This window comes from Roseovarius sp. CH_XMU1461 (genome assembly GCF_037027165.1).
In the GTDB taxonomy this organism is placed as follows: Bacteria; Pseudomonadota; Alphaproteobacteria; order Rhodobacterales; family Rhodobacteraceae; genus Roseovarius; species Roseovarius nubinhibens.
In genome coordinates this window covers 416224-441954 of record NZ_JAYMDV010000002.1, presented here as the reverse complement: position 1 = coordinate 441954, position 25731 = coordinate 416224, and the positions used below count along the sequence as shown (strand labels likewise).

The window sequence follows — 25731 nt, the reverse complement described above, 5'->3', positions numbered from 1 at the left end:
CCCCTGCATCATCGCTGCAGCCTTGTTGTCCACAGACTTCTCCACAATCACGCCTTCTCAACCTAAAGAGGAATTTCTTACCGGTTCGTTAATTGTCTCCCGTCCGGAAACTATTGTCGATGATCAGTTAACAACCAGAAGGACCACCGTTCGCTCCCCAAGCGCCTCGCGCAACACAACTATTGGCTGTGCCTTACTGGCGGCTCACCCAAAGGAAAGGGACCGACGATGGTTGAACCATTAAAAGAATTCACCGCCCTGAGCCGCCCGCGCCTGTTGCTGCGCGCCGCCCGTCTGGGACTGCGGGATTATCACCGCGCCACGCATCTGCCGCGCCTGCTGGGCCAGGCCCTGCCCGCCCAGAACAGCCTCGTGCTGCGCCGGTTGATGGAAAAGGAAACGGCGCTGAATGCTCAGCGCCGTCTCGGTGCGATTGGCTATCGCGTGGCCGATCATCTCGACCTGTTGATCGCCATGATGGACGAGGCACGCCGCATCGGCCTGACCGAGGAAACTGCCCCCGACCCGAACCGCGCGCCCGCGCCCGATCAGGAAAACGCGTCGGGCATCGATTCTTTCTTGCGCGCCACGTAACCCGCCAGCGCCTCGGCAATCGCCGGGTCCATCTCGGGCTGCTGGTAATTCGCGATCAGGTGATCCACCCGCGACGTCGCCAGCGCCCGCGTATCCCGCGCGCCTTCCTCGTCCCAGGTCTCGAAGGGCTTGTAGTCGAACAGCTCGGTCTTCCAGAAGGCCGATTTGAAATTCGCCTGCGTGTGCGCACAGCCGAGGTAATGCCCGCCCGGGCCGACCTCGCGGATCGCGTCCATCGCCTGCGAGTTTTCATCCACCGGCACGCCCTTGGCCAGCCCGTGCAACACGCCGAGCTGATCGGCATCCATGACGAATTTCTCGAAATCCGCCACCAGCCCGCCTTCGAGCCAGCCACAGGAATGGAGCATAAAGTTCACCCCGGACAAGAGACCCATGTTGAGACTGTTCGCCGTCTCATAGGCCGCCTGCGCATCGGGCAGTTTCGAGCCACAGAACGACCCTGCCGAACGATAGGGCAGACCCAGACGCCGGGCGAGCTGCCCCGCGCCATAGGTGATGAGCGCGGCCTCCGGCGTGCCAAAGGTCGGCGCGCCCGAGTTCATGTCGATCGAGCTCACAAAGGCGCCAAAGATCGCCGGCGCGCCGGGACGCACGAGCTGATTATAGGCCACGCCCGCCAGAACCTCGGCCAGAACCTGCGTCAGCGTGCCCGCGACGCTCACCGGCGCCATCGCCCCGCCCACGATAAAGGGCGAAATGATGCAGGCCTGGTTGTTCTCGGCATAGACTTCCATCGCGCCCATCATCACATCGTCGAAGGTCATCGGCGAGTTGATGTTGATGAGCGAGGTCATCACCGTGTTCTCGGGCACGAAATCCTCACCAAAGAGGATCTTGCACATATCGACACTGTCCTGCGCCCGGCTCGCCTCGGTCACCGACCCCATGAAGGGTTTGTCCGACAGCGTCATATGCGCCATCAGCATGTCGAGGTGACGCTTGTTCACCGGCACATCGGTGGGCTCGCAAACGGTGCCCCCCGAATGATGGAGCCATTTCGACATATAGGCGAGTTTCACGAATTTCTCGAAATCGGCCATGGTCGCATAGCGGCGGCCACCGGCGGCATCGCGCACGAAGGGCGGGCCATAGACCGGGGCCAGCACCATGTTGCGGCCACCAATGACCACGGATTTGTCGCGGTTGCGGGCGTACTGGGTGAATTCGCTCGGCGCGGTCGAGCAGAGCTTGCGCGCCAGACCGCGCGGGATGCGCACCCGCTCGCCGGTCACATCGGCCCCGGCATTGCGCCACCGTTCAAGGGCTGCGGGGTTGTCCACGAAATTGACGCCGACCTCTTCCAGCACGATCTCCGCGTTGGTTTCGATCACTTCGAGCGACTCTTCGGTCAGCACTTCGAAATTGGGGATATTGCGTTCAATATATTTGGCGGTCTCAATCCGGATCGAGGTCCGTTCTGCCCGGCGCGCTGCGCCCCCACCACCGCGTCCACGCCGACGTGCTGCTGCTTCTGTCATGTCTTTTTGTTCCCTTGAACTCACTCGGCCGCTCTCGATGGCCCGGTGAAGGGGGATGTATCCTACCCTGTGCGGGTCCCGATGGAAGGATTCGCCCCTTGGCGACCGAAAACGACATTTCGGCGTTTTCAGGGGGCGTAAAATGACAAAAACACAGACCCACCCGCCGCTTGCCCGCCGCCGCGCCGCATATCTGGCACCGGCACCCCGCCTCGGCCCGACACCTAAACCGCGCCCAGTCGACGGCCATTCCGCGCCTTTTGGGCCTTGCGCGATTGGCGATCTGGCGGTAACTGCCAGACATGATCCAGGACACCCATGACCGCCTTCTCATCATAGACTTCGGCAGCCAGGTCACGCAGCTTATTGCGCGCCGCCTGCGCGAATTGAACGTCTATTGCGAAATCCACCCCTATCAGAACGTGACCGACGCCTTCCTGGCCGAGTTCGCGCCCAAGGCCGTGATCTTCTCCGGCGGGCCGGATTCGGTGATGCGCGACGGCTCGCCGCGTCCGCCGAAATCGGTCTATGACCTCGGCGTGCCGATCCTCGGCATCTGCTACGGGCAACAGGTGATGATGCATGATCTCGGCGGTCGGGTTGAGGCGGGCGAACATGCCACGGCCGAATTTGGCCGCGCCTTCGTGACCCCCTCCGAGGACCGCATCGACCTGCTCACCGGCTGGTTCATGGATGGTTCGGGCCGCGAACAGGTCTGGATGAGTCATGGCGACCATGTGGCCGAAATCGCCCCCGGTTTCTCGGTCTATGGCACCTCGCCCGGCGCGCCTTTTGCGATCACCGCCGATGAGGACCGCAAATTCTACGCGGTGCAATTCCACCCCGAGGTGCATCACACCCCGAACGGCAAGACGATCTACGAAAACTTCGTGCGCGCCGCCGGTTTCTCCGGCGACTGGACCATGGGCGCCTACCGCGAAGAAGCGATCCGCAAGATCCGCGAACAGGTCGGCGACAAACAGGTGATCTGCGGCCTCTCCGGTGGCGTCGACAGCTCGGTCGCCGCCGTGCTCATCCACGAAGCCATCGGCGATCAGCTCACCTGCGTCTTCGTCGATCACGGTCTCCTGCGTCTCAACGAGGCGGATGAGGTCGTGAAGATGTTCCGCGACCATTACAACATCCCGCTGATCCATGCCGACGAATCCGAGCTCTTCCTCGGCGAGCTCGACGGCGTCTCCGACCCTGAGACCAAGCGCAAGATCATCGGCCGCCTCTTCATCGACGTGTTCCAGAAACACGCCAATTCCATCGACGGCGCCGAATTCCTCGCCCAGGGCACGCTCTATCCCGACGTGATCGAAAGCGTGTCCTTCTCCGGCGGCCCCTCGGTCACCATCAAGTCGCATCACAATGTGGGCGGCCTGCCCGAAAAGATGGGCCTGAAACTGGTCGAGCCGCTGCGCGAGCTCTTCAAGGACGAGGTCCGCGCCTTGGGCCGCGAGCTGGGCCTGCCCGACAGTTTCATCGGCCGCCACCCCTTCCCGGGGCCGGGCCTCGCCATCCGCTGCCCCGGCGAGATCACCCGCGAAAAGCTCGAGATCCTGCGCAAGGCCGACGCGGTCTATATCGACCAGATCCGCAAACACGGCCTCTACGACGAGATCTGGCAGGCCTTCGTGGCCATCCTGCCGGTCCGCACCGTGGGCGTGATGGGCGACGGGCGCACCTATGATTTCGCCTGCGCGCTGCGCGCGGTCACCAGCGTCGACGGGATGACAGCGGATTACTACCCGTTCAGCCATGATTTCCTCGGCGAAACCGCGACCCGCATCATCAACGAGGTGCGCGGCATCAACCGGGTGACCTATGACGTCACCTCCAAACCCCCCGGCACGATTGAATGGGAGTGAGTCCTGATTCACGCGCAGCGTGACAAACGCTCCAGTGGAGCGTTTGAAGGGCGAACGGGCGGAGCCCCCTGATTCACGCGCAGCGTGACAAACGCTCCAGTGGAGCGTTTGAAGGGCGAACGGGCGGAGCCCCCTGTTTCACGCGCAGCGCGACAAACGCTCCAGTGGAGCGTTTGAGAGGCGAACGGGCGGAGCCCCAGCGGTTCGCGCCCCCTAAACCACCCACAAGCTGACCCAACGGGCGGAGCCTCCGGCTCCTCCCCGTCCGCTCACACCTTACAACCTAAAATTGTATCAACCCGCCCGCGCCCTCTTGCGCGACCCGAGCCGCGCGGCTAACGCTACGTCATGGCTGACGTGACCCCCACCCCTTCCGCCGCCACCCCGGCTGGCAATGACACGCTGCGCGCTGCGGCGTGGATGGTGGGCGCGATCCTGTCCTTCTCGGCCATGGCCGTGGCCGGGCGCGCCGTGAGCTTTGAACTCGATACGTTCGAGATCATGATGTACCGCAGCCTCATCGGCTTTGCCCTCGTGTTCCTCTTCGCCAGCGCCCTCGGCCGCCTGCCCGACATCCGCACGCGGCGCTTCGGCCTGCATGTGATCCGCAACATCTGCCATTTCACCGGTCAGAACCTGTGGTTCTTCGCCATCACGGTGATCCCGCTGGCCCAGGTCTTCGCGCTCGAGTTCACCGCACCGCTCTGGGCGCTCTTCCTCGCGCCGCTGGTCCTCGGCGAGCGGCTCACGCTGCAACGCGTCCTCGCCGCTTTCATCGGCTTTGCCGGCATCCTCATCGTGACCCGGCCAAGCCCCGACACGCTGAGCTGGGGCCTCGTCGCCGCCGCCATCGCCGCTATTGGTTTCGCCGGCACCGCCGTCACCACCCGCCGCCTGACCCGCAACGACAGCCTCACCTGCATCCTCTTCTGGCTCACCGGGCTGCAGCTGATCTTTGGCCTGATCTGTGCCGGGCATGATCTCGACATCGCCCTGCCCAGCGGGCCGAGCCTGCCGTGGCTCCTCATCATCGGCCTCGGCGGGCTCGTCGCGCATTTCTGCCTGACCACCGCGCTGAAACTCGCCCCCGCCACCGTGGTCATGCCGGTCGATTTCACCCGCCTGCCGCTGATCGCGGTGATCGGCATGGTGCTCTATGGCGAGGCGCTCGACATCTATGTCTTTATCGGCGCCGCCGTCATCTTTGCCGCGAATTACACGAATATCTGGCTCGAATCCCGGGCGCGGCGCACATGACGCGCCCCATGGCCCACCCCGGCCCAGACGACAGTTTTGTGTCATTTCTGACACCCTGCCCCGCACCGCTGCGACATGACGCCGCGTCAGAGTTGAGCGAAGTTTTGCCCAAGCTACAGTCGAGACATTGGTTTTGGAGGAGCGTAACCATGAAATCCACCCTTGTGTCCGCGGCATGTGCCGCGACCGTCGCCGCAGGCGCCGCCCATGCCGGCGGTATCGAGCGCCGCGGCGACCCGTCCCAGATCCTCTTTGAAGAGGGTAATCAGTATCTCGAGTTTTCCGTCGTCCATGTTGCACCCAATGTGAGCGGCACCGACACAACCGGCGGCTTCGGCCCGACCGGCAATATCACCGAAAGCTATCAGAACTGGGCTTTCGGCTACAAACACGAGCTCAATGACAAGATCACCCTCGCCTTCGTCCTCGACGAACCTGTTGGCGCGGATGTGAACTATGACACCGCCGGTGCCTTCTTCTCTGGCTCCAACGCCTCGGTCGATTCGATCGCCGCCACCGCGATGCTGAAATACAAATTCACCGACCGGATCAGCGCCTATGGCGGGCTCAAGCTGCAGGGGCTCTCGGGCTCGATCCTGGTGACCTCGCCGGGCACCGCTCCGAACCCCTATAACCTGAACGTCGATAAGGATTATCAGCTCGGCTATCTCGTTGGCGCCGCCTATGAGGTGCCGGAAATCGCCATGCGCGTGGCGCTGACCTACGAATCCGAGATCGAACATGAGTTCCGAGACAATGCCGGCAACCCGTTCAAGGTGAAGACGCCGCAATCGGTGACGCTGCACGCCCAGTCGGGCATCGCCGCCAACACGCTGCTCTTCGGCTCGATCCGCTGGCGTGAATGGACCGAGTTTGCCGTGGCACCCGGCGATTTCTTCTCGCTGGTTCCAGGTGTCGGCGCCGTAAACACCCCCATCGCCTCGGGCACCTCGGATGTCTGGACCTACACGCTCGGCGTTGGCCGCAAATTCTCGGACAAGTGGAGCGGCGCCTTCTCGCTCGGCTATGAGAAAGACAATGGCGACGTGGTCGGCAACCTCTCGGGCACCGACGGCTACTGGAGCTATGGCGTCGCCGCGATCTATCAAGGCGAAGGCTACAAGATCACCACCGGCGTGCGCTACATCGACATCGGCAGCGCCAACACTTCGGTGGCAAGCTTCTCGGACAACGACGCCGTCGCCGTCGGAATGAAGGTCGGCTGGACCTTCTGATCCCGACCGCACCGCGACACGACATGGAAACCCCGCCACTCTGGCGGGGTTTTTCCTTGCCCCGGCGCGGCTTGCATTGACGCCCCCCGCGCCTCTGGCTACCACTCTGGCGGACATAAGGACGGACCGCCCATGATCTATCAAAGCGCGAGAGACTGGCAAAACGCCCCGCAAAAGCGGGTGCTCTTCTATGGCATGTCTGGCCTCGGCAAGACCTTCCTGTCGAACCTCCTGCGCGACGCGGGCGGCTGGTTCCACTATTCCATCGATTACCGGATCGGCACCCGCTACATGGGCGAGCTCATCGCAGACAACGCCAAGGCCCACGCCATGCAGGTGCCCTTCCTGCGCGACCTGCTGCTGTCGGATTCGATCTATATCGGCTCGAACATCACCTTCAACAATCTCGCCCCGGTCTCGACCTATCTCGGCAAGCCCGGCGATCCCACGCGCGGCGGCCTGCCCTATGCCGAATACACCCGGCGGCAGGAACAGTTCCGCCATGCCGAAATCTCGGCGCTGATGGACACCTCCCATTTCATCAGCCGCGCCCAGAGCCTCTATGGCTACCCGCATTTCATCTGCGACACCGGCGGCTCGATCTGCGAATGGGCCGATGGCGACGATCCCAACGACCCGCTGCTGACGGAACTGTCGCAACATTGCCTGCTGATCTATCTGCAAGGCTCCGACGCCCATACCGAGGCGCTCATCCGCCGCTTTGACCGCGCGCCGAAACCGATGGCCTATCAGCCCGAGTTTCTCGCCGAGGCCTGGACGCAATACCTGGCCGAGCAGAACGTCACCGCCGACAAGGTCGATCCCGACAGCTTCATCCGCTGGACCTATGCCCGCGCGCTGGCCCACCGCAAACCGCGCTATGAGGCGATGGCGAAATGGGGCATCACCCTGCCCGCCAGCGAGGTCTCCGACGTCCGCAGCGCCGAGGATTTCGACGCGTTGGTGGCCCGTGCCCTCGACATGCGCGGCTAAAACGCCCATCTAGGGCGCGCGGCCTCCCGGCCCACCGACAGCCTAACACCCTGACACCTGAAACAACCTGCAAACGGACCTGTCCCATGCCCATCAAGATTCCATCCGATCTTCCCGCCTATGACGTGCTCTCGCACGAGGGCGTGATGGTCATGGACCCTGATCAGGCCGCCCGGCAGGACATCCGCCCGCTGCGCATCGCGCTGCTCAACCTGATGCCCAAGAAGATCCAGACCGAGACGCAATTCGCGCGGCTCATCGGCGCCACGCCGCTGCAGATCGATCTGAGCCTGATCCGGATGAGCGACCACCGCGCCCGCAACACCGCCGCCGACCATATGGAGAGCTTCTACCGCCCCTTCGCCGAGGTCGAGGCGACCGGCGAGAAATTCGACGGGCTGATCATCACCGGCGCGCCCATCGAACACCTGCCCTTCGACGACGTCACCTATTGGGACGAGCTGCGCCGCGTCATGGACTGGACCCAGAGCCATGTCCATTCCACCTTTGGCGTCTGCTGGGGCGGCATGGCGATGATCCACCATTTCCACGGCGTGGCGAAACATCTGCTCGACGCCAAGGCGTTCGGCTGTTTCCGTCACCGCAACATGGCCCCCGCCTCGCCCTTTTTGCGCGGGTTCTCCGACGATTGCGTGATCCCGGTGAGCCGCTGGACCGAAATCCGTCAAGACGAGATCGACGCCCGCGACGGGCTCACCACGCTCTTGCATTCCGATCAGGTCGGGCCCTGTTTGGTCGAAGATCCCGCCCACCGGGCGCTCTATATCTTCAACCATCTCGAATATGACAGCGACACGCTGAAACAGGAATATGACCGCGACGTCGCCAATGGCACGCCGATCAACGTGCCCTGCAATTACTACCCCGACGACGATCCCAAACGCCCGCCGCAGAACCGCTGGCGCAGCCACGCCCATCTGCTCTATGGCAACTGGATTTCCGAGATTTACGAAACCACGCCCTATGACATCGACCAGATCGGGCTGAGTTCCACCGACCTGCGCCGCCGCTGAGCGGCGCGCAATTGCACAGGCCACAGGCTGACGCCATACTGCCCTGTAAAAGGAGAGCCACATGGACCTGCCCTTCGACGGCGCCATCAGCGAGTTTTTCGAATTTGCCGCCCCCGACGCGGTGCGCGCCGCCATCCGCCGCGCCGACAAGGGCGACATTCTCGACGCGGCCTTCCCCTATTCCGACCGGCTGGCGCGCAAGGTCTATGATCAGGAAATGCAGCGGGTGCAAATCGAACTGGTGAAATGCCAGTCCTGGGTCCGCCAGAGCGGCGCCCGCGTCGTCGTCGTCTTCGAAGGCCGCGACGCGGCCGGCAAAGGCGGCACGATCAAACGCTTCCGCGAAAACCTCAACCCGCGCAACGCCCGCGTCGTGGCCCTGTCGAAACCCACCGACCGCGAGGCGACGCAATGGTATTTCCAACGCTACGCCGCTCATCTGCCCGCCGCTGGCGAAATGGTGCTCTTTGACCGCAGCTGGTACAATCGCGGCGTGGTCGAACATGTGTTCGACTTCTGCACCGACGAGCAGCGCGAACATTTCTTCGCCCAAGCCCCCGATTTCGAGCGCATGCTCACCGAGGACGGCATTCACCTGATCAAGATTTGGCTCAACGTGGGCCGCGCCGAACAGCTGCGCCGCTTTCTCAAACGCGAAAGCGACCCGCTCAAACAATGGAAGCTGAGCTGGATCGACGTCGAAGGCCTCAAACGCTGGGACGCCTACAGCGCCGCCATCGAAGAAACCCTGGCCCGCACCCATACCGAGGTCGCGCCCTGGACGGTGATCCGCTCCGATGACAAGCGCCGCGCCCGGCTCGAGGCGATCCGCCATGTGCTCGGCCGTCTCGACTATGATCACAAGGACGCCCGCGCCTTGGGCCAGCCCGATCCGCTGATCTGCGGCGGCCCCGAGATATGGAATGCCTAAGCGCGGCTATCATCACGGCAACCTGCGTCAGGCCCTGGTCGACGCGGCGCTCACCCTGATCGAGACCCGCGGCCCCACCGGCTTTACCCTCTCCGAAGCCGCCAAACAGGCCGGCGTCACCCCCGCCGCCGTCTACCGCCATTTCGCCGGCCGTGACGATCTCATCGCCGAGGCCGCGCGCCAGGGCTTCGTGATCTTCGCCGAGGCGCAGGACAAGGCGCTCGGCCCCGATCAGAGCTGCCCGATCGAAGGCTTCATCGCCAGCGGCCACGCCTATCTGCGCTTCGCCCATGACCACCCCGGCCATTACATGGCGATGTTCGAAAGCGGCATCGCCGTCGACCGCTCGCCCGCCCTGGCCGAGGCCGCCGCCCGCGCCCGGGCCCGCTTCGATCAGGCCGCCACACGGCTCTGCGGCCGCCTGCCCGCCGCCAATTGCCCGCCCGCCGATCTCTTCGCCGCCCATGTCTGGGCGCTGAGCCACGGCATTGTCGAGCTTTTCGCGCGCAACCCGCGCCCCGACGGTCCCGCCCCCGAGATGCTGCTGGAAACTGCCCTCACCACCTATCTCCACGGCCTCGGCCTGAGCCGCGACTAACCCCACCAAAGCCGCCACCTCCGAAAACTTCCCGCCCCCCGCTTCTTCTGGCTAAAAATATCCTGGGGGAGGCCGCAGGCCGGGGGCAAAGCCCCCACCTAAACCCTGCGGCAAAGCCCCCACCCAATCCCTGCGGCAAAGCCCCCCAAATCCCCCCAAAACCCTTTCGACAACGAAAAAGGGCCGCCCAAAGGCAGCCCCTTCCCAAAACATGTAATCGCAGCTTAACGCTTCGAGAACTGGAAGCTCCGGCGCGCCTTGCGCTTACCGTATTTCTTCCGCTCGACGACGCGGCTGTCGCGGGTCAGGAAGCCTGCCGCCTTGAGCGCGCCACGCAGGCTCGGATCATAGAGCTGCAGCGCTTTCGAGATACCGTGCTTGACCGCACCGGCCTGACCCGAGAGACCACCGCCCTTGACGGTTGCGACCACGTCGAACTGGTCTTCCACACCGGCCACGGTGAAGGGCTGGCGCAGGATCATCTGCAGAACGGGACGGGCGAAATAGACGTTGATTTCGCGGCCATTGACCGAGACCTTGCCCGAGCCGGGCTTGATCCAGACGCGGGCCACGGCGTCTTTACGCTTGCCGGTCGCATAGGAGCGGCCGAGATCGTCACGAACGGGCTCGCGCGGTGCGGCTTCAGCGGCCAGAACACCGGCGTCGCTCACAGCGGCTTCGAGGCCGTCGAGGGTTTTGATTTCTTCAGCCATCATGCCACCCGCGTGTTTTTCTTGTTCATGGATTTCACATCCAGCACATCGGGGCTCTGGGCCTCATGCGGATGCTCGGTGCCTGCATAGACGCGCAGATTGGTCATTTGCTGACGGCTCAGACGGTTGCCGGGCAGCATCCGCTTGACGGCCTGCATGACAACGCGCTCCGGATGCGCCCCTTCGAGGATCTCGCCGGTGGTGCGGCTCTTGATCCCGCCCGGGTGGCCGGTGTGCCAGTAGTTGGGCTTTTCGCGCTTGTTGCCGGTGAGCTGGACCTTGTCCGCGTTGATGACGATGACATTGTCACCGCAATCCATATGCGGGGTGAAGGTGGCCTTGTGCTTGCCGCGCAGGCGCATGGCGATGATCGATGCAAGACGGCCCAGAACAACGCCTTCAGCGTCGATCAGGATCCATTTCTTGTCGATATCTGCCGGTGTCGCAGAATAGGTTTTCATATCGAGAAGACTCTCTTGGTGGTGACGCGCGAACGCACGGACAGGCCGCCGTCGCATTGGATGGGCGGGTTATACAGGCAATTTCCGCAGGATCAAGTGGGGTAAATCAAATATATCCGTTGCAAAACAATGGCTTGCAATTACGGTATTATTTTACCCCACATATTTCACCCCTCACAGGTCCACATTCGCCGGCGGCCGCGCCAAAAGCGCATCCATCTTGCGCAGCGCCGCCTCATAGACCGCCACGCTCTCCTGCGCATTGAGCCCGATCCGCACCGCATTGGGCGCCCGCCCATCGGGCAGCGAGAACTCATCCGCCGGCTTGATGTCGATCCCCGCCTCGGCACAGGCCCGCGCATAGCGCGACGCCCGCCAACCCTGCGGCAGCCGCAGCCACAGAAACGGCACATCCTCACGCCAGCTGATGTCCCAGCGGCCCAGGATATTCACCGCCCGCTTGACCCGCTCACGCGCACTGCGCTCGGCCTCGGCCCGCAGCCGCTCCGCCTCGCCACTCTCGATGAGCTGGGCGCTCAGATCGAGGATCGGCTGCGGCATCCCGTAAAAGGACGATTGCGCCACCTGCCGCGCCAGCGCCGCCTGATCGCGCGCGCAGGCCGCATAGCCAAAGCGCAGCGAGGCCGACACCGTCTTGGTGAGCGACGACACGAACCACGCCCGCTCCGGGCAGATCGCGCGATAGCCCGGCTCGGTGGGCCGCGAGATACAATGGCAATCATCCTCGATGATCTGGATCTGATATTTCCGCGCCAGCGCCGCGATCTCCTGCCGCCGTGCCACGCTTGGCCGCCGCGTCGTCGGGCTGTGCACATCCCCCACGGTCAAGAGCACCTGCGCCCCCTCCCGCCGCAATGCCTCCTCGAACGCATCGGGCCGGATGCCCTCGGCATCCATCTCCACCCCGACAAGCTGTGCCCGCAACAGCCGCGCCGCGTGCCGCACCCCCGGATAGCCGAGCTCTTCGGTGAGGATCACCGGGTTCGGCCCATGCAACAGCGCCTGCAACAGCATGATCACCGTGTTCTGCGCCCCCATGCCGAGGATAATATCCTCCGCCTCGAGCGGCCCCGCCCGATCCGGCCCGATCCATTGCGCCACCGCCGCCCGCGCCGCGCGGTCGGTCTCGCTGGTGGGATAATCCGTATAGGCCATGGCCGGGCTCTGCGCCAATCGCTGCAAGCCGCTGCGAATGACCGCCTCCTGACCGATCTCCGGCACCCTGACCGCGCGGAAATCAAGCATGCCGCGCCGCACCGATCTGAGCAGCGGATCCTCGGGCAGCGATCCGGCCACCGGCCCGCCCGACACGAAGGTGCCGCGCCCGACTTCGGTGGTGACAAGCCCCTCTTCCGCCGCCAGCTTATAGACCCGCGCCACCGTGCCCGGCGTGATCTTGAGATCCCAGGCCAGCTCGCGCACCGGTGGCATCCTCTGCCCCTGCGGCAGCTCTCCGGATCGGATGGCGGCCCGCATGGATTGTATCAATACAATATACTTCGGATCGCTGTTTTTCGTCAGGTCTGGCGGCCAAATTGTATTCATAACAATGTTTCCCTAGCGTAATACATCGGTACAGGCTATCGATCATGCATACAATGTGCAAATTGTATTGGTACAATCAGATATAGGAGATAGACCCATGTACCTGCCCACCTCTGCCGATCAGTCCGCCCTCGCACAGCTTTCGCGTGCCGGCACGCTGCCGCTGGCATCGCAGGTGGCGGTCCGTCTGGCCTATCTCATCGCGGTCTGGACGAGCCGCCACCGCACCCGCCGCGCCCTGCGCCATCTCTCGGTGGAGCAGCTGCGCGACATCGGCCTCGACCGCGGCACCGCCGATCTCGAGATGACCAAGAGGTTCTGGAGTCCGTAACTCCCCGTGACGGTCCCTCTTCCACTGGCCGGGCATCTGCCCGGCCTTTTTTTACGCCAAACGGGCTTAACCGCCCTAAACGGTCAGAGCCACCGCCCCAGCTTGAACACCAGATAGAGCAGCACGCCCAGCGCCAGCGATCCGGCGCTCAGGATCCAGAACGCGCCCGCATGCTCGACCCCCGGCATCCCCGCCACATTGACCCCAAAGAGCCCGGTGAGGAAGCCGAGCGGCAGGAAAATCGCCGCCACCACCGACAGCACATAAGAGTTCTGCCCAAGCCGCTGCCCGCGCTGCACTTCCATATGATCCTGCAACGCCATCAGCCGCTCGCGCGTCGCATCGAGCGCCTCGACATTGCGCGCCGACCGGTTGGCGCTCTCCCGCAGATCGCTGAGCGCCCGCGCGTCCATCCCCGGTGCCTCGCCCGCCGCCAGTGCCTCGAGCGCCTCGCGCTGCGGATTGACGAAACGGCGCAGTTTGATCACCGTATGCCGCACCCCCGAAAGCTGCGCCAAAGGCACCTCCTGCGCCTCGCCGAGCACCGTCTCTTCGAGCGCATCGGTCTGCTCTTCGAGCTCGAGCGCCACCGCCTCGATCCGCCGCGTCAGCCCCTCGGCAATCGCCGCCAAGAGCGCACCAGGGCTCTCCGGCGCCTGCCCCTCGGCCTCGGCTTGGGCGCGGATCGCATCCAGCGCCCAGATCTTGCGCAGCCGCGCCGTCACCACCAGCCCCTCCGCCATCCAGATCCGCAGGCTCACCATATCCTCCGGGCTGGCCCCGGGGTTGAGGTTGACGCCGCGCAGGTTGATGATCGCCCCCGCCCCATGCGCATCACAGCGCGGCCGGGTCTCGGCCTGCAACAGCGCATCCACCGCCGCCTCCGGCAAATGCGCCCGCAACCACGGCTCGAGCCCCGCCGCCGCCACATCGAAATGCAGCCAGCGATAGCTGCCCTCCGGCGCCGCCGCCGCCAGCGGACCCTCGACCGCCACGGCCCGGCCCGCCGCATCCACATCAAAGGCACAGAGCGTCACAGGATCCTGCATGATCTCACCTCTTGGGCGGAATGGAATAGGTGAGGCTGGCGCGCGCCACCGGCGCCTCCTGCCCCTCGGACCGAATGAGAACATCCCCCACCGCCAACACCCGCCCCAGCTTGAGCAACCGGCACTCGGCGATGAGATCCACCCCCGCCGCCGGTTTGCGCATGAAATCAATGGAACAATTGGTCGTCACTGCCAGCGCCTCGCGCCCGATCATCGCCAGCACGGCAATGTAGATCGCCACATCCGCCAGCGCGAAAATCGACGGGCCCGACACCGTGCCACCGGGGCGCAGGTGCTGCTCACCGACATTGAGCCGCACCGTCGCCATCATCTCACCGAGCGCCTCAATGGTGAATTGCCCGCCCACTTGCGGAAATTCCGTCTCCAAAAAGTCAGACAATTCCTTGACAGTAAACTGCAACCCCATGTTTTCTCCCCCTATCGGTCGCTGAAACAGGACCACATGCCGGGAGGAGAGACAAGATGGCACTACTGGAACGCAACGACACCGGCCCCGTGGCCCATCTGCGCCTCAACGCGCCCGAACGGATCAACGCGCTGAGCGACGCCATGCTCGCCGCGCTGCAATCCCAGATCGACACGCTGCGCGAGGATCGCACCATTCGCGCCGTGGTCATCTCGGGCGCGGGCAAGGCCTTCTGCGCCGGGCATGATCTCAAGGAAATGACCGCCGGGCGTCAGTCCGAGGACGGCGGCCGCGCCTATTTCGCCGATCTCTTCAACTGCTGTGCCAGCGTGATGACCGGACTGCGCGCCCTGCCCCAGCCGGTGATCGCCGCCCCCCATGGCATCGCCACCGCCGCCGGTTGCCAATTGGTCGCCTCCTGCGATCTCGCCATTGCCGCCGAGGGCACGCGCTTTGGCGTCAATGGCGTCAATATCGGGCTCTTCTGCTCGACGCCGATGGTCGCCCTGTCGCGCAACATCCCGCGCAAACAGGCCTTCGAGATGCTCACCACCGGCGAATTCATCGACACCGACCGCGCCCAGGCGCTCGGGCTGATCAACCGCGCCGTGCCCGCCGACGACCTGCTCCCCGCCGCCATGGAGATGGCCGAGACCATCGCCGCCAAGCTCGGCGCGGCGGTCCGCATCGGCAAGGAAGCCTTCTACAATCAGCTCGAAATGGGTCTCGACGCGGCCTATGCCTATACCGGGCAGGTCATGGTCGAGAACATGCTGCGCAGTGACACCGCCGAAGGCATCTCCGCCTTCATCGAAAAACGCACCCCCGACTGGGATCAGTGAACCGCGGCGCGCGCGCCGCAAACCTCTTGCAGGACACGACATTCGAGAATGGCGCAGGCCCACCCGGCCTGCGCTGCCCGGTATGCTGCCCGGTATAAAGCACACGAATGTTTCCAAATTTGTGCCACATTTTTTCCAAATGCGCCGTTTTATTGCCGCAATCGCTGCGATACCCCTGTTCCCAATCGGCAATGACAGGTATTACCTTGCTCAGATCTTGGGTCACCGCAGCATTTATGTCCCTCCAGGCCAGCCTCTCTCTGGCCGCCGACCTACCGGCTGCGGTGACCCACGAAACCTTCCCGACCCCCGGCACCACCTCTGTCCTTCTCGGGCGCGATCTGTTCTTTGATCCGATTCTGTCGGGCAATCGCAATATTTCCTGCGCCACCTGCCACCATCCGAGCCTCGGCAGCGCCGATGGCATGTCGCTGGCTCTGGGCGAAGGCGGGCTCGGTCTCGGCGCCGCCCGCAGCGCCGATCCCGCCAATATCCCGCCCCGTCTCATCCCGCGCAACGCGCCCGCGCTGTTCAATCTCGGCGCCCGCGAGATCACCACGCTCTTTCACGATGGCCGCGTGTCGCGCGATGACAGCACCCGCTTTGGCATCCGCATGCCCGAAGGCTTTGCCCTCGAACGCCCCGCGCCCACATTGCTCGCGGCACAGGCGCTCTTGCCGCTCATGTCGCATGACGAAATGGCGGGCCAGCCCGGCGAAAACCCGGTCGCCGACGCCGTTGCCGCGGGCGAGATACGCGGCCTCCACGGCGCGTGGCAAATGCTCGCCGCCCGGGTCGAGGCCACGCCCGAATACCGCCGCCGGTTCGATGCCATCCTCGGCCCGAATGAACCCGTCCATATCAGCGACATCGGCCGCGCCCTCGCCAATTTCATCGCCTATGAGTTCCGCAGCAGCGACAGCCCCTTTGACGCCTATCTGCTCGGCCAGAGCGACGCGCTCTCGCCGCGTCAAATCGCCGGCATGACGCTCTTCTACGGCAAGGCGCAATGCAGCAGCTGCCACAGCGGCACCTTCCAGACCGATCAGAAATTCCACGCCCTCGGCCTGCCGCCGCTCGGCCCCGGCAAGACGCGCGGCCTCTATGGCGGCGAGGATCACGGCCGCTCTTACGTCACCGGCGACACCACCGACAGTTACCGCTTTCGCACCCCCTCGCTGCGCAACGTGACGCTGACCGCGCCCTATGGCCACAACGGCGCCTATACTCGGCTCGAAGACATGGTCCGCCACCATCTCGCCCCCGCCGAGATGCTCGCCCGCTACACGCCGAACCGCGCCCGCCTGCCGCAACTGTCCAGCCCCGAGGCCGATCCCTACCGCCCCGACCCGCGCGAGCTTGCCCGGATCGAGGCCGCCATCGACATCGCCCCCGTGACCCTCACCGATCCCGAGGTCGCGGCGATCCTCGACTTTCTCAAATCGCTCGAAGACCCGGTCATGGCAGGGGGTGGCCGTCTCGGGCCGCCGCCCCGCGTACCCTCGGGCCTGCCGCTCGATCCCGCGCCCGCGCCGCTGCCGACACCGGCCGCCGGGCCCGACCTGCTCGCCGCCCTCGCGCGGCCCTGACGCCCCTTCCCTTCGCGCGGCTTCTGGCCTACATCGCCCCCATGACGAACACGCTCCATATCATCGGCGGCGGCATGGCCGGCTCCGAAGCCGCCTGGCAGGCCGCCAGCCACGGCATCCCCGTGACCATCCACGAAATGCGCCCCGAGACCGGGACCTTCGCGCATCAAACCGGCGATCTTGCCGAGATGGTCTGCTCGAACTCCTTCCGCTCGGATGACGATGAACAAAACGCCGTCGGTTTGCTGCATTGGGAAATGCGCGCGGCGGGCGGGCTGATCATGGCCATGGCCGACCGTCACCGCCTCCCCGCAGGCGGCGCACTGGCCGTCGACCGCGACGCCTTTGCCCGCGCCGTGACCGAAACCCTGCGCGCCCATCCGCTGGTTACTGTCGAGCCCGGCGAAATCGCCGCCCTGCCCGAGGACGGCACCTGGATCATCGCCACCGGCCCGCTCACCTCGCAAGGTCTGGGCCAGGCCATCGCCGCCGAGACCGGCGCCGAAGCGCTCGCCTTCTTCGACGCCATCGCCCCCATCGTCTATCACGACAGCATCGACATGAGCCGCGCCTGGATGCAGTCGCGCTATGACAAGGGCGAGACCGAGGAAGAGCGCACCGCCTATCTCAACTGCCCGATGGACCGCGACCAATACGAGGCCTTCATCGACGCGCTGCTCGCCGCCGACAAGACCGAGTTCCACGAGGGCGAAACCGCCGGCTATTTCGACGGCTGCCTGCCGATCGAAGTCATGGCCGAACGCGGCCGCGAAACGCTCCGCCACGGCCCGATGAAGCCCGTGGGCCTCACCAACCCGCATCAGCCGGACGTCAAACCCCACGCCGTGGTGCAGCTCCGCCGCGACAATGCGCTGGGCACGCTCTACAATATCGTGGGCTTTCAGACCAAGATGAAATACGGCACACAAGCCGATGTTTTCAAAATGATTCCCGGGCTTGAGAACGCGCGTTTCGCGCGTCTCGGCGGCATCCATCGCAACACGTTCCTGAACTCGCCGACGCTGCTCGACGATCAGATGCGGCTCAAATCGCGGCCCCATATCCGTTTTGCCGGGCAGATCACCGGCGTCGAAGGCTATGTAGAAAGCGCCGCCATGGGGCTGCTCGCAGGCCGTCTCGCTGCCGCCGAGCTCAGCGGGAAAACCCCGCCGCCGGTGCCGCAAGACAGCGCCATGGGCGCGCTCATCCACCACATCACCGGCGGTGCCGAGGCCAAGACCTTCCAGCCGATGAACGTCAATTTCGGCCTGTTCCGCCCCGTCGATGGGCTCAAGGGTGGGCGTCGCGGTCGCAAGGACCGCTACAAGGCCTATACCGATCGCGGCAAAGAGGCCTGGCAAGGCTGGCTCGACGCCTACCCGCTCCCGCGCCAGAGCGACTAAGGTGAGATATGCGCGGTAAAGCCTTGATATGACATATATTACGCGCTTCGCCCCATCGCCCACCGGGCCGCTGCATCTGGGCCATGCCTATTCGGCGATCCTCGCCCATGACATGGCCCGCGCCGCCCAGGGCCGCTTTCTCCTGCGCATCGAGGACATCGACCAGACCCGCGCCCGCCCCGAATGGGAGGCGCAGATCCTCGACGATCTCAGCTGGCTCGGCCTGACATGGGACGACACGCCCCTGCGCCAATCCGACCGCCTGCCGCGCTACGCCGAGGCCCTCGACCGGCTCTGGGACGCAGGCCTGCTCTATCCCTGTAGCTGCCGCCGCCGCGACATCGCCGCCGCCGCCTCGGCCCCGCAAGAGGGCGCGCCGCTCCATGGCCCCGACGGGATCATCTATCCCGGCACCTGCCGCGACGCCGCCCGGAAGGGCCCGCGCCCCGCGGACGAGGCCCTGCGCTTAGACATGAGGAAAGCCGCGCAAGCCATTGTCACATATCATGAACTCTCGAACGACACCCATCCGACCCTGAGCCCCGACGAGATGGTCACGACCATCGGCGACATCGTCCTGTCGCGCCGCGATTTCCTCGGCTCCTACCATCTCTCCGTGGTGCTCGACGACGCGGATCAGGCGATCACCCATGTCATCCGGGGCGCCGATCTCGCCGAGGCGACGCCGATCCATGTGCTCCTGCAGCGCCTCCTTAACCTGCCGACCCCGCGCTACCACCACCACCGGCTGATCCGCGACGAGGCCGGCAAACGGCTGGCCAAGCGCGACGACGCCCGCGCCATCGCCACCTACCGCGCCGCCGGTGACACCCCCGCCGACATCCGTCGCCGCGTCGGGCTCTGATCCGCCCTCAAAACCTCACAAAACCCACGGCACATGCCGCTCCTCATCATCAATATGACGGGTTCGGGCTTTCGCCCCGCGCCCAATCCCCTATGGTCGCCCAAGCGCATTGACGGAGACAGGCATGAGCACCGATCCCACCGATCCCCTCGTCGTTTTCACCCCCTCGGGCAAACGCGGCCGCTTTGCGGTTGGCACCCCGGTTCTGACCGCCGCCCGACAGCTCGGCGTCGATCTCGATTCGGTCTGCGGCGGGCGCGGCATCTGCTCAAAATGTCAGATCACCCCCTCCTATGGCGAGTTTCCCAAACATGGCGTCACCGTCGCCGCCGACGCGCTCTCCGAGTGGAACGCGGTCGAGGAACGCTATGACCAGAAACGCGGGCTGAAACCGGGCCGCCGCCTCGGCTGTCAGGCCACCGTCCAGGGCGACATCGTCATCGACGTGCCGCCCGAATCGCAGGTCCACAAACAAGTGGTGCGCAAGGCCGCCTCGGCCCGCGTCATTCAGATGGACCCGGCCACGCGGCTCTATTTCGTCGAGGTGGATGAACCCGACATGCACGAGCCGACCGGCGATCTCGAACGGCTCAAACGCGCGCTCTCCGAGCAATGGCAGATCGACGACATCCGCGCCGATCTCACCCTTCTGTCGAAACTGCAGCCCGCCCTGCGCAAGGGCAAGTTTCAGGTCACCGTGGCGCTCCATAAATCGCACCGCGACGCCGTTGCCACCGTCATCGAAATCTGGCCCGGCCTGCACGAAGCCGGTCTCTACGGCCTCGCCATCGACCTCGGCTCGACCACCGTCGCGGCCCATCTGACCGATCTCGAAACCGGCGAGGTCAAGGCGAGCTCGGGCATCATGAACCCGCAGATCCGCTTTGGCGAAGACCTGATGAGCCGGGTGAGCTATGCCATGATGAACCCCGGCGGCGACCGCGAAATGACCGCCGCCGTGCGCGACGCGATCAACACGCTGGCCGTGGAAATCGCCGCCGAGGCCGGGATCGATCCGACGCTCATCATTGAACTCGTTTTCGTCTGCAACCCGGTCATGCACCATCTTCTGCTGGGCATCGACCCGGTGGAACTCGGTCAGGCCCCCTTTGCGCTGGCCACCTCCGACAGCATTTCGATGCTCGCGCGCGAGCTTGACCTGCCCGCCGTCAACACCCGCGCCCGCACCTATATCCTGCCCTGCATCGCGGGCCATGTGGGGGCCGACTGCGCCGCCGTGGCGCTCTCCGAAGAGCCCGGCAAATCCGAGGATCTGGCGCTCATCATCGACGTCGGCACCAATGCCGAAATCCTGCTCGGCGACCGCCATTCCGTGCTCGCCTGCTCGTCGCCCACCGGCCCGGCCTTCGAGGGCGCACAGATCTCCTCCGGCCAACGCGCCGCCCCCGGCGCGATCGAGGCGATCCGCATCGACCCGGTCACCAAAGAGCCGCGCTTCCGCGTCATCGGCTGTGATCTGTGGTCCGACGAAGACGGCTTTGCCGAGGCGACCGCCACCACCGGCATCACCGGCATCTGCGGCTCCGGCATCATCGAGGCGGTGGCCGAAATGCGCATGGCGGGCCTGCTCGACGACAGCGGCCTCATCGGCTCGGCCGAACAGACCGGCACGGCCCGCTCTGTCCCCGAGGGCCGCACCCATTCCTATCTCATCATCGACGCCAGCGCCGAGGGCGGCCCGCGCATCACCGTGACCCAGGGCGACATCCGCGCCATTCAGCTCGCCAAATCGGCGCTCTACGCCGGGGCCCGCCTGCTGATGGACAGCCGCAATGTCGACAAGGTCGATCGCGTCGTGCTCGCCGGGGCCTTTGGCGCGCATATCTCGCCGCTGCATGCCATGGTGCTCGGCATGATCCCCGATGTGCCCCTCGACAAGGTGACGAGCGCCGGCAACGCCGCCGGCACCGGCGCGCGCATCGCGCTGTGCAACATCGCCGCCCGGGCCGAGATCGAACGCGTCGTGCGTCAGATCACCAAGGTCGAGACCGCCATCGAGCCCAAGTTCCAGGAACATTTCGTCGCGGCCAACGCCATCCCGCACAAGACGGACCCCTTCCCCGAACTGGCCCGCATCGCGCCCCTGCCACAGGTGAGCTTCAACACCGGCGGTGGCGATGCCGAAGGCGGCGGCCGCCGTCGCCGTCGTCGCGGCTAAGCCTGACCGCCATCCAAACCGCAAAGGGGGCGCCGCACGCCCCCTTTACCCGCGCTTTACCCCTTAACGCCCCGTTCGCGCCCTGCCTTGACACAAGATGCGCGAGACCTCGACTTTGGCACAGTCGCAATACCGACGTCTTGCCGACGCGATACCGCAGCCCGGTTTTTCCAGAATTTCCCTTGTTAACCATAGGCTTGATCCCGCCGAAACAGGCGATTCCTCCCCGGCCTCTCAGCTCACCAATTTTCCCCGATCCCCCGCGCGGCGGGCCTTGACCTCGCCCCGGCTTTTGCCTATCTCAGGGCCTCGGCAGCGCGGGTATGGTGAAAAGGTATCACGGCAGCTTCCCAAGCTTTAGTTACGGGTTCGATTCCCGTTACCCGCTCCAGCCGATCCCCCCAACACCTCCCCGACTTGCAAGACGGCCACAGCCCCCTGTACAGCGCCCCTTGCACAGCCCCGCGCATGGTGCTTCATAGACGCCATGTTACCCAAACTGATTTCAACCGCGCTTCTTCTCCTGATGGGGGCCATTGTCGCCCCGCTCGCCGTCTACCTCGGCCTGCCCTTGCCCTATCTTCTGGGCCCGCTCATCGCCTCCGGCACCATCGCCATCCTGCGCCCACAGATCCTGCCTGCGGGCTACGCCTTCCCACAGCGCATCCGCATCGTCTTTATCGGGCTCATCGGGCTGATGATCGGCGCGCAGATCACGCCCGAGCTCTTCTCCGATCCCACCGCCCTCGCCCTGCGCGCCACAGCCCTTGCCGCTTTCGTGGCCCTGGCCCAGCTCGGCAACGCTTATATCTTTCAACGGCTTGGCGGCTATGACCGGGCCACGGCCTTTTGCGCGGGCGCGCCCGGCGGGCTCTTCGAATCCATCGCGCTCGGCGAGGAAAGCGGCGCCGACCCGGCCCGCCTCATGCTGCAGCAATTCCTGCGCGTCATCTTCGTGGTGAGCGCCCTGCCCGTCGCCCTGTCGCTCTGGCTCGGCGCCCCGGTCGGAAGCTCCGCCGGGCTGAGCTTTGCCCGCGAAACCACCGATTGGGTGGCCCTGCCCGGCATCGGCATCACCCTCGGGCTTGGCATCGTCGCGGGCCACCTGCTGCGCCTGCCCGCGCGTCAGCTCACCGGCCCGCTGCTCCTCGCCGCCGCGGTGACGCTCTCGGGCCTTCTGGTGATCGAACTGCCGCAATGGCTCGTCAACGCGGCCCAGATCATCATCGGCACCGCCCTCGGCCTGCGCTTCACCGGGCTCGATCGCAAGCTTTTGTTAAAGGCCACCTGGCTATCCTTCCTGTCGGTCACGCTGATGATGGCGCTGGCCGGCGGCTTTGCGGCGCTGCTCTTGCCCTTGGGCGACGAACCTTTCGACGTGGTGCTGATCAGCTTTGCGCCCGGCGGGCTCACCGAAATGGCCCTCATCGCGCTGAGCCTTGAGGCGAACCCCGCCTTTGTCACGCTGCATCACATCATCCGCATCCTGCTCACCGTGGCCGGTCTCGGCGTGCTGTCGCGCCGCTGGCGCCGCGAGAAGCTTTGACAGAACGCCGCGCGCCCGGTATTTGAACAGGCGTTCAATTCATCGGAGACCGCCATGCGCATGGAAGACACCGCCGCGATCATCACCGGCTCGGCCTCGGGCCTCGGCGAAGCCACCGCCCGCCATTTTCGCGAGATGGGTGCCGCCGTCTGCCTCTTTGACCGCGACACCACCCGTGGCCCGCAAGTGGCCGAGGAAATCGGCGCAAACTTCATCGAATGCGATGTGACGGATGAGGCCTCGGCCAGCGCCGCGATCGACGCCGCAACCGCCCATATGGGCCGCATCACGGCGGCGGTGAACTGCGCCGGCATCGCCACCGGGGCCAAGACGCTGGGCCGTGACGGACCCCATGATCTCAAGGCGTTTCAACGCACCATCGACATCAATCTCGTGGGCAGTTTCAACATCGCCCGCCTCGCCGCCGCCCGTATCGCCGACAACGCCCCCGGCCCCCATGGCACGCGCGGCGTGATCATCAACACCGCCTCCATCGCCGCCTTTGACGGCCAGAAAGGCCAGACCGCCTACGCCGCCTCCAAGGGCGGGATCGTCGGGCTGACCCTGCCCATGGCCCGCGATCTGACCCGCGAAGGCATCCGCGTCATGACCATCGCGCCGGGCATTTTCGGCACCCCCATGCTGCGCGGCCTGCCGCAAGAGGTGCAAGACGAGCTGGCCCAAGGCGTGCCCTTCCCGAAACGCCTGGGCGACCCGGCGGAATACGCGGCACTGGCGCGGTTTATCGTGGAATGTGAATACCTTAACGGCGAAGTGATCCGCATCGACGGCGCGCTTCGGATGCAGTGACCGGCGCCTGGACGCGCCTCACAAATCGACCCCAAGGGGCGCGGGATCACCCCGCCCCTTCGGCCTTTTCTTCCAGCACGAGCCACTCTTCCTCGGCCTTGGCCAGCGCCTCCTGACGCTGTGTCAGCGCCTCGGTCGCCTTGCGGAACTTGACCGGCTCACGCGTGAACAGCTCGGGATCGGACATCAGCTCGCTGAGCTTGCCGATCTCCGCCTCGAGCCGCGCAATCTCGCCCGGCAGCGCCTCGAGACGATGCTTCTCGGTAAAGCTGAGCCCCTTGCGCGCGGGCTTGCCGCCCGGCTTGGCCTCGCCCTTGGCCGGTTTGCCGCCGCCCTGCGCCGCCTTGGCCTCGGCCTTGTCCTCGGCCGCCGCCTTGCGTTTCTGGGTCTGGTAATCGCTCCAACCGCCGGCATAGATCGTCGCCCGCCCGTCGCCCTCCATGACCACCGTGGTCGCCGCCACCCGGTCGAGGAAATCACGGTCGTGGCTCACCAACAAAACCGTGCCGTCATAATCGTCGAGCAGCTCCTGCAAGAGATCGAGCGTCTCGATATCGAGGTCATTGGTCGGCTCGTCCATGACCAAAAGATTGCTCTCCTTGGCCATCAGCTTGGCCAGCAAGAGCCGCGCCTTTTCCCCGCCCGAGAGCGATTTGACCGCCGCCCGCGCCTGCCGTTCGTCAAAGAGGAAATCCTTGAGATAGCCCACCACATGCCGCGGCTGCCCCCGCACCATGACCTGATCGGCATTGCCCGAGACGCGCATATCCTTGTCGCCCGTCAGGCTCTCCCAGAGGCTCATCTCCGGGTCGAGCTGCGCCCGCGCCTGATCGAACACCGCCACCATCAGATTGGTGCCGTGATCGACGCTGCCCGCATCCGGCGTCTCTTCGCCAAGCAGCATCTTGAGCAGCGTCGTCTTGCCCACCCCGTTCGGCCCGACAAAGGCCACCCGGTCGCCACGCTGAATCTTGAGATCAAAATCGCGGACGATCTCCTTGTCCGCAAAGGATTTTGCGATGCCCTTGGCCTCGATCACCCGCTTGCCGGATTTCGGCCCCGCATCGAGCGCCAGCGCCGCCGTGCCCTGCCGCTTGATCTGCGAGGCGCGCTCGGCCCGCAGCTCCTGCAGCGCCCGCACCCGGCCCTGGTTGCGCTTGCGCCGCGCACTGATGCCTTCCACGGCCCAGCGGGCCTCGGATTTGATCTTCCGGTTGAGCTTGTGCCGCGCCGTGTCTTCCTCGTCCCAGACCTTGTCGCGCCAGGCCTCGAAATGCTCGAACCCCTTTTCCTGCCGCCGCGTCATTCCCCTGTCGATCCAGAGCGTTGCCCGCGTCAGCTCGCGCAGAAACGCCCGGTCGTGGCTGATCAGAACATAGCCCGCCCGCGTCGATTTGAGCTCGGCCTCGAGCCAGGCAATCGCCTCGATATCGAGATGGTTCGTCGGCTCGTCGAGCAGCATGAGATCGGGCGCTTCGGCCATGATCCGCGCCAGCGCCGCGCGCCGCCGCTCGCCGCCCGAGGCAGTACTCACCGGCCGCGCCGGATCGAATTTGAGCCCTTCGCCCGCCCGTTCCACCCGGTACATCTCACCGGGATCGAGCGCCGCGCTGGCAAAATCGCCCAGCGTCGCAAAGCCGCTCATATCCGGGTCCTGCTCCATATAGCCGACCCGGATGCCGGGCGGGATCACCCGATCCCCCCGGTCAGGTTCAACAAGACCCGCCATCACCTTGAGAAGCGTGGATTTTCCCGAGCCATTGCGACCCACGAGGGCGACCCTGTCGCCGGTCTGAACCACCAGCGAAAGATCGTCGAAAACCGGCTCACCCCCGAAGGTGAGCGAGATATCTGAAAGCTGTAAGAGCGGTGCTTGTGCCATGCATGCGGGCTATCCCCGCCGCGCGACAAGGTCAAGCGGCCTCGCGCAGCGCC

23 protein-coding genes and 1 tRNA gene are annotated in these 25731 nt (G+C 65.2%); 17 read left to right on the top strand and 7 right to left on the bottom strand.

Features of this window, described 5'->3' with window-relative positions:
- Positions 1-228: 228 nt before the first annotated feature.
- The gene (locus tag WA237_RS07430; RefSeq protein ID WP_336097212.1) at positions 229-594 is read left to right on the top strand and encodes a DUF6477 family protein; all 366 of its coding nucleotides are present in this window, start codon (positions 229-231) and stop codon (positions 592-594) included.
- Here WA237_RS07430 and WA237_RS07425 read toward each other — a convergent pair.
- Positions 549-2093 carry a trimethylamine methyltransferase family protein gene (locus WA237_RS07425; protein ID WP_336097211.1) on the bottom strand — a complete coding sequence of 515 codons (1545 nt, stop codon included), beginning with the start codon at positions 2091-2093 and terminating at the stop codon, positions 549-551. The genes WA237_RS07430 and WA237_RS07425 overlap by 46 nt on opposite strands.
- A 302-nt stretch (positions 2094-2395) precedes the next feature.
- On the opposite strand from WA237_RS07425, the gene guaA reads away from it, so the two are divergent.
- The 7 genes from guaA to WA237_RS07390 all read left to right on the top strand — a co-directional run bounded on the left by guaA (position 2396) and on the right by WA237_RS07390 (position 10015).
- Entirely contained in the window at positions 2396-3967 is a 1572-nt protein-coding gene (gene guaA / locus WA237_RS07420; protein WP_216017054.1) for a glutamine-hydrolyzing GMP synthase, read from the top strand.
- Positions 3968-4315: 348 nt separating this feature from the next.
- Entirely contained in the window at positions 4316-5224 is a 909-nt protein-coding gene (locus tag WA237_RS07415) for a DMT family transporter (protein ID WP_336097210.1), read from the top strand.
- A 149-nt stretch (positions 5225-5373) separates the two neighbouring features.
- Complete coding sequence (locus WA237_RS07410) at positions 5374-6459, top strand: hypothetical protein (RefSeq protein WP_336097209.1); 1086 nt, start codon at positions 5374-5376, stop codon at positions 6457-6459.
- A gap of 132 nt (positions 6460-6591) precedes the next feature.
- Positions 6592-7452, top strand: coding sequence for an ATPase (locus WA237_RS07405; RefSeq protein ID WP_336097208.1), 861 nt, complete (start codon positions 6592-6594; stop codon positions 7450-7452).
- A gap of 86 nt (positions 7453-7538) precedes the next feature.
- Positions 7539-8486, top strand: coding sequence for a homoserine O-acetyltransferase MetA (gene metA, locus WA237_RS07400; protein ID WP_336097207.1), 948 nt, complete (start codon positions 7539-7541; stop codon positions 8484-8486).
- 61 nt (positions 8487-8547) lie between these two features.
- Positions 8548-9417, top strand: coding sequence for a polyphosphate kinase 2 (ppk2, locus tag WA237_RS07395; protein ID WP_336097206.1), 870 nt, complete (start codon positions 8548-8550; stop codon positions 9415-9417).
- On the top strand, positions 9410-10015 hold the full coding sequence (locus WA237_RS07390; protein ID WP_009815266.1) for a TetR/AcrR family transcriptional regulator: 606 nt from the start codon (positions 9410-9412) through the stop codon (positions 10013-10015). Before ppk2 ends, WA237_RS07390 begins: the two co-directional genes overlap by 8 nt.
- Positions 10016-10239: 224 nt before the next feature.
- On the opposite strand, the gene rpsI is transcribed toward WA237_RS07390, so the two are convergent.
- The 3 genes from rpsI to WA237_RS07375 all read right to left on the bottom strand — a co-directional run bounded on the left by rpsI (position 10240) and on the right by WA237_RS07375 (position 12755).
- Positions 10240-10728, bottom strand: coding sequence for a 30S ribosomal protein S9 (gene rpsI, locus WA237_RS07385; protein ID WP_009815267.1), 489 nt, complete (start codon positions 10726-10728; stop codon positions 10240-10242).
- On the bottom strand, positions 10728-11189 hold the full coding sequence (gene rplM / locus WA237_RS07380; protein WP_009815268.1) for a 50S ribosomal protein L13: 462 nt from the start codon (positions 11187-11189) through the stop codon (positions 10728-10730). Before rplM ends, rpsI begins: the two co-directional genes overlap by 1 nt.
- Positions 11190-11363: 174 nt before the next feature.
- A complete protein-coding gene (locus WA237_RS07375; protein ID WP_040618169.1) occupies positions 11364-12755 on the bottom strand; it encodes an aminotransferase class I/II-fold pyridoxal phosphate-dependent enzyme in 1392 nt (463 codons plus the stop codon).
- Between the two features lie 97 nt (positions 12756-12852).
- Here WA237_RS07375 and WA237_RS07370 point away from each other — a divergent pair, with 97 nt between their 5' ends.
- Positions 12853-13086 carry a DUF1127 domain-containing protein gene (locus tag WA237_RS07370; protein ID WP_336097205.1) on the top strand — a complete coding sequence of 78 codons (234 nt, stop codon included), beginning with the start codon at positions 12853-12855 and terminating at the stop codon, positions 13084-13086.
- An 83-nt stretch (positions 13087-13169) separates the two neighbouring features.
- Here WA237_RS07370 and WA237_RS07365 read toward each other — a convergent pair whose 3' ends face one another.
- Together WA237_RS07365 and WA237_RS07360 are read right to left on the bottom strand one after the other, a co-directional pair.
- Positions 13170-14135, bottom strand: coding sequence for a zinc transporter ZntB (locus tag WA237_RS07365; protein ID WP_336097204.1), 966 nt, complete (start codon positions 14133-14135; stop codon positions 13170-13172).
- A gap of 4 nt (positions 14136-14139) precedes the next feature.
- Entirely contained in the window at positions 14140-14562 is a 423-nt protein-coding gene (locus WA237_RS07360; protein WP_009815272.1) for a PaaI family thioesterase, read from the bottom strand.
- Positions 14563-14618: 56 nt separating this feature from the next.
- Between WA237_RS07360 and WA237_RS07355 the strand changes: the two genes are divergently transcribed.
- The 8 genes from WA237_RS07355 (at position 14619) to WA237_RS07320 (ending at position 23796) form a co-directional block, all read left to right on the top strand.
- Positions 14619-15404: an enoyl-CoA hydratase gene (locus WA237_RS07355; RefSeq protein ID WP_336097203.1), complete on the top strand. Its 786-nt coding sequence runs from the start codon at positions 14619-14621 to the stop codon at positions 15402-15404.
- 236 nt (positions 15405-15640) lie between these two features.
- On the top strand, positions 15641-16993 hold the full coding sequence (locus tag WA237_RS07350) for a cytochrome-c peroxidase (protein ID WP_336097202.1): 1353 nt from the start codon (positions 15641-15643) through the stop codon (positions 16991-16993).
- A gap of 41 nt (positions 16994-17034) precedes the next feature.
- A complete protein-coding gene (gene trmFO, locus WA237_RS07345) occupies positions 17035-18396 on the top strand; it encodes a methylenetetrahydrofolate--tRNA-(uracil(54)-C(5))-methyltransferase (FADH(2)-oxidizing) TrmFO (protein WP_336097201.1) in 1362 nt (453 codons plus the stop codon).
- 28 nt (positions 18397-18424) lie between these two features.
- Complete coding sequence (gluQRS, locus tag WA237_RS07340) at positions 18425-19261, top strand: tRNA glutamyl-Q(34) synthetase GluQRS (RefSeq protein WP_336097200.1); 837 nt, start codon at positions 18425-18427, stop codon at positions 19259-19261.
- Positions 19262-19385: 124 nt separating this feature from the next.
- A complete protein-coding gene (locus tag WA237_RS07335; RefSeq protein ID WP_336097198.1) occupies positions 19386-21440 on the top strand; it encodes an ASKHA domain-containing protein in 2055 nt (684 codons plus the stop codon).
- Between the two features lie 317 nt (positions 21441-21757).
- Positions 21758-21831 (top strand) — tRNA-Gly (locus tag WA237_RS07330).
- Between the two features lie 96 nt (positions 21832-21927).
- Complete coding sequence (locus WA237_RS07325; protein ID WP_336097197.1) at positions 21928-22986, top strand: AbrB family transcriptional regulator; 1059 nt, start codon at positions 21928-21930, stop codon at positions 22984-22986.
- A 54-nt stretch (positions 22987-23040) separates the two neighbouring features.
- Complete coding sequence (locus WA237_RS07320; RefSeq protein WP_336097196.1) at positions 23041-23796, top strand: SDR family NAD(P)-dependent oxidoreductase; 756 nt, start codon at positions 23041-23043, stop codon at positions 23794-23796.
- A gap of 46 nt (positions 23797-23842) precedes the next feature.
- On the opposite strand, the gene WA237_RS07315 is transcribed toward WA237_RS07320, so the two are convergent.
- The gene (locus WA237_RS07315) at positions 23843-25678 is read right to left on the bottom strand and encodes an ABC-F family ATP-binding cassette domain-containing protein (RefSeq protein ID WP_336097195.1); all 1836 of its coding nucleotides are present in this window, start codon (positions 25676-25678) and stop codon (positions 23843-23845) included.
- Positions 25679-25731: the final 53 nt, after the last annotated feature.

Coding starts and splice junctions, on each gene's coding strand:
- WA237_RS07430 (WP_336097212.1), top strand. CDS start 229: ATGGTTGAACCATTAAAAGAATTCACCGCCCTGAGCCGCCCGCGCCTG.
- WA237_RS07425 (WP_336097211.1), bottom strand. CDS start 2,093: ATGACAGAAGCAGCAGCACGTCGGCGTGGACGCGGTGGTGGGGGCGCA.
- guaA (WP_216017054.1), top strand. CDS start 2,396: ATGATCCAGGACACCCATGACCGCCTTCTCATCATAGACTTCGGCAGC.
- WA237_RS07415 (WP_336097210.1), top strand. CDS start 4,316: ATGGCTGACGTGACCCCCACCCCTTCCGCCGCCACCCCGGCTGGCAAT.
- WA237_RS07410 (WP_336097209.1), top strand. CDS start 5,374: ATGAAATCCACCCTTGTGTCCGCGGCATGTGCCGCGACCGTCGCCGCA.
- WA237_RS07405 (WP_336097208.1), top strand. CDS start 6,592: ATGATCTATCAAAGCGCGAGAGACTGGCAAAACGCCCCGCAAAAGCGG.
- metA (WP_336097207.1), top strand. CDS start 7,539: ATGCCCATCAAGATTCCATCCGATCTTCCCGCCTATGACGTGCTCTCG.
- ppk2 (WP_336097206.1), top strand. CDS start 8,548: ATGGACCTGCCCTTCGACGGCGCCATCAGCGAGTTTTTCGAATTTGCC.
- WA237_RS07390 (WP_009815266.1), top strand. CDS start 9,410: ATGCCTAAGCGCGGCTATCATCACGGCAACCTGCGTCAGGCCCTGGTC.
- rpsI (WP_009815267.1), bottom strand. CDS start 10,728: ATGGCTGAAGAAATCAAAACCCTCGACGGCCTCGAAGCCGCTGTGAGC.
- rplM (WP_009815268.1), bottom strand. CDS start 11,189: ATGAAAACCTATTCTGCGACACCGGCAGATATCGACAAGAAATGGATC.
- WA237_RS07375 (WP_040618169.1), bottom strand. CDS start 12,755: ATGAATACAATTTGGCCGCCAGACCTGACGAAAAACAGCGATCCGAAG.
- WA237_RS07370 (WP_336097205.1), top strand. CDS start 12,853: ATGTACCTGCCCACCTCTGCCGATCAGTCCGCCCTCGCACAGCTTTCG.
- WA237_RS07365 (WP_336097204.1), bottom strand. CDS start 14,135: ATGCAGGATCCTGTGACGCTCTGTGCCTTTGATGTGGATGCGGCGGGC.
- WA237_RS07360 (WP_009815272.1), bottom strand. CDS start 14,562: ATGGGGTTGCAGTTTACTGTCAAGGAATTGTCTGACTTTTTGGAGACG.
- WA237_RS07355 (WP_336097203.1), top strand. CDS start 14,619: ATGGCACTACTGGAACGCAACGACACCGGCCCCGTGGCCCATCTGCGC.
- WA237_RS07350 (WP_336097202.1), top strand. CDS start 15,641: ATGTCCCTCCAGGCCAGCCTCTCTCTGGCCGCCGACCTACCGGCTGCG.
- trmFO (WP_336097201.1), top strand. CDS start 17,035: ATGACGAACACGCTCCATATCATCGGCGGCGGCATGGCCGGCTCCGAA.
- gluQRS (WP_336097200.1), top strand. CDS start 18,425: ATGACATATATTACGCGCTTCGCCCCATCGCCCACCGGGCCGCTGCAT.
- WA237_RS07335 (WP_336097198.1), top strand. CDS start 19,386: ATGAGCACCGATCCCACCGATCCCCTCGTCGTTTTCACCCCCTCGGGC.
- WA237_RS07325 (WP_336097197.1), top strand. CDS start 21,928: ATGTTACCCAAACTGATTTCAACCGCGCTTCTTCTCCTGATGGGGGCC.
- WA237_RS07320 (WP_336097196.1), top strand. CDS start 23,041: ATGCGCATGGAAGACACCGCCGCGATCATCACCGGCTCGGCCTCGGGC.
- WA237_RS07315 (WP_336097195.1), bottom strand. CDS start 25,678: ATGGCACAAGCACCGCTCTTACAGCTTTCAGATATCTCGCTCACCTTC.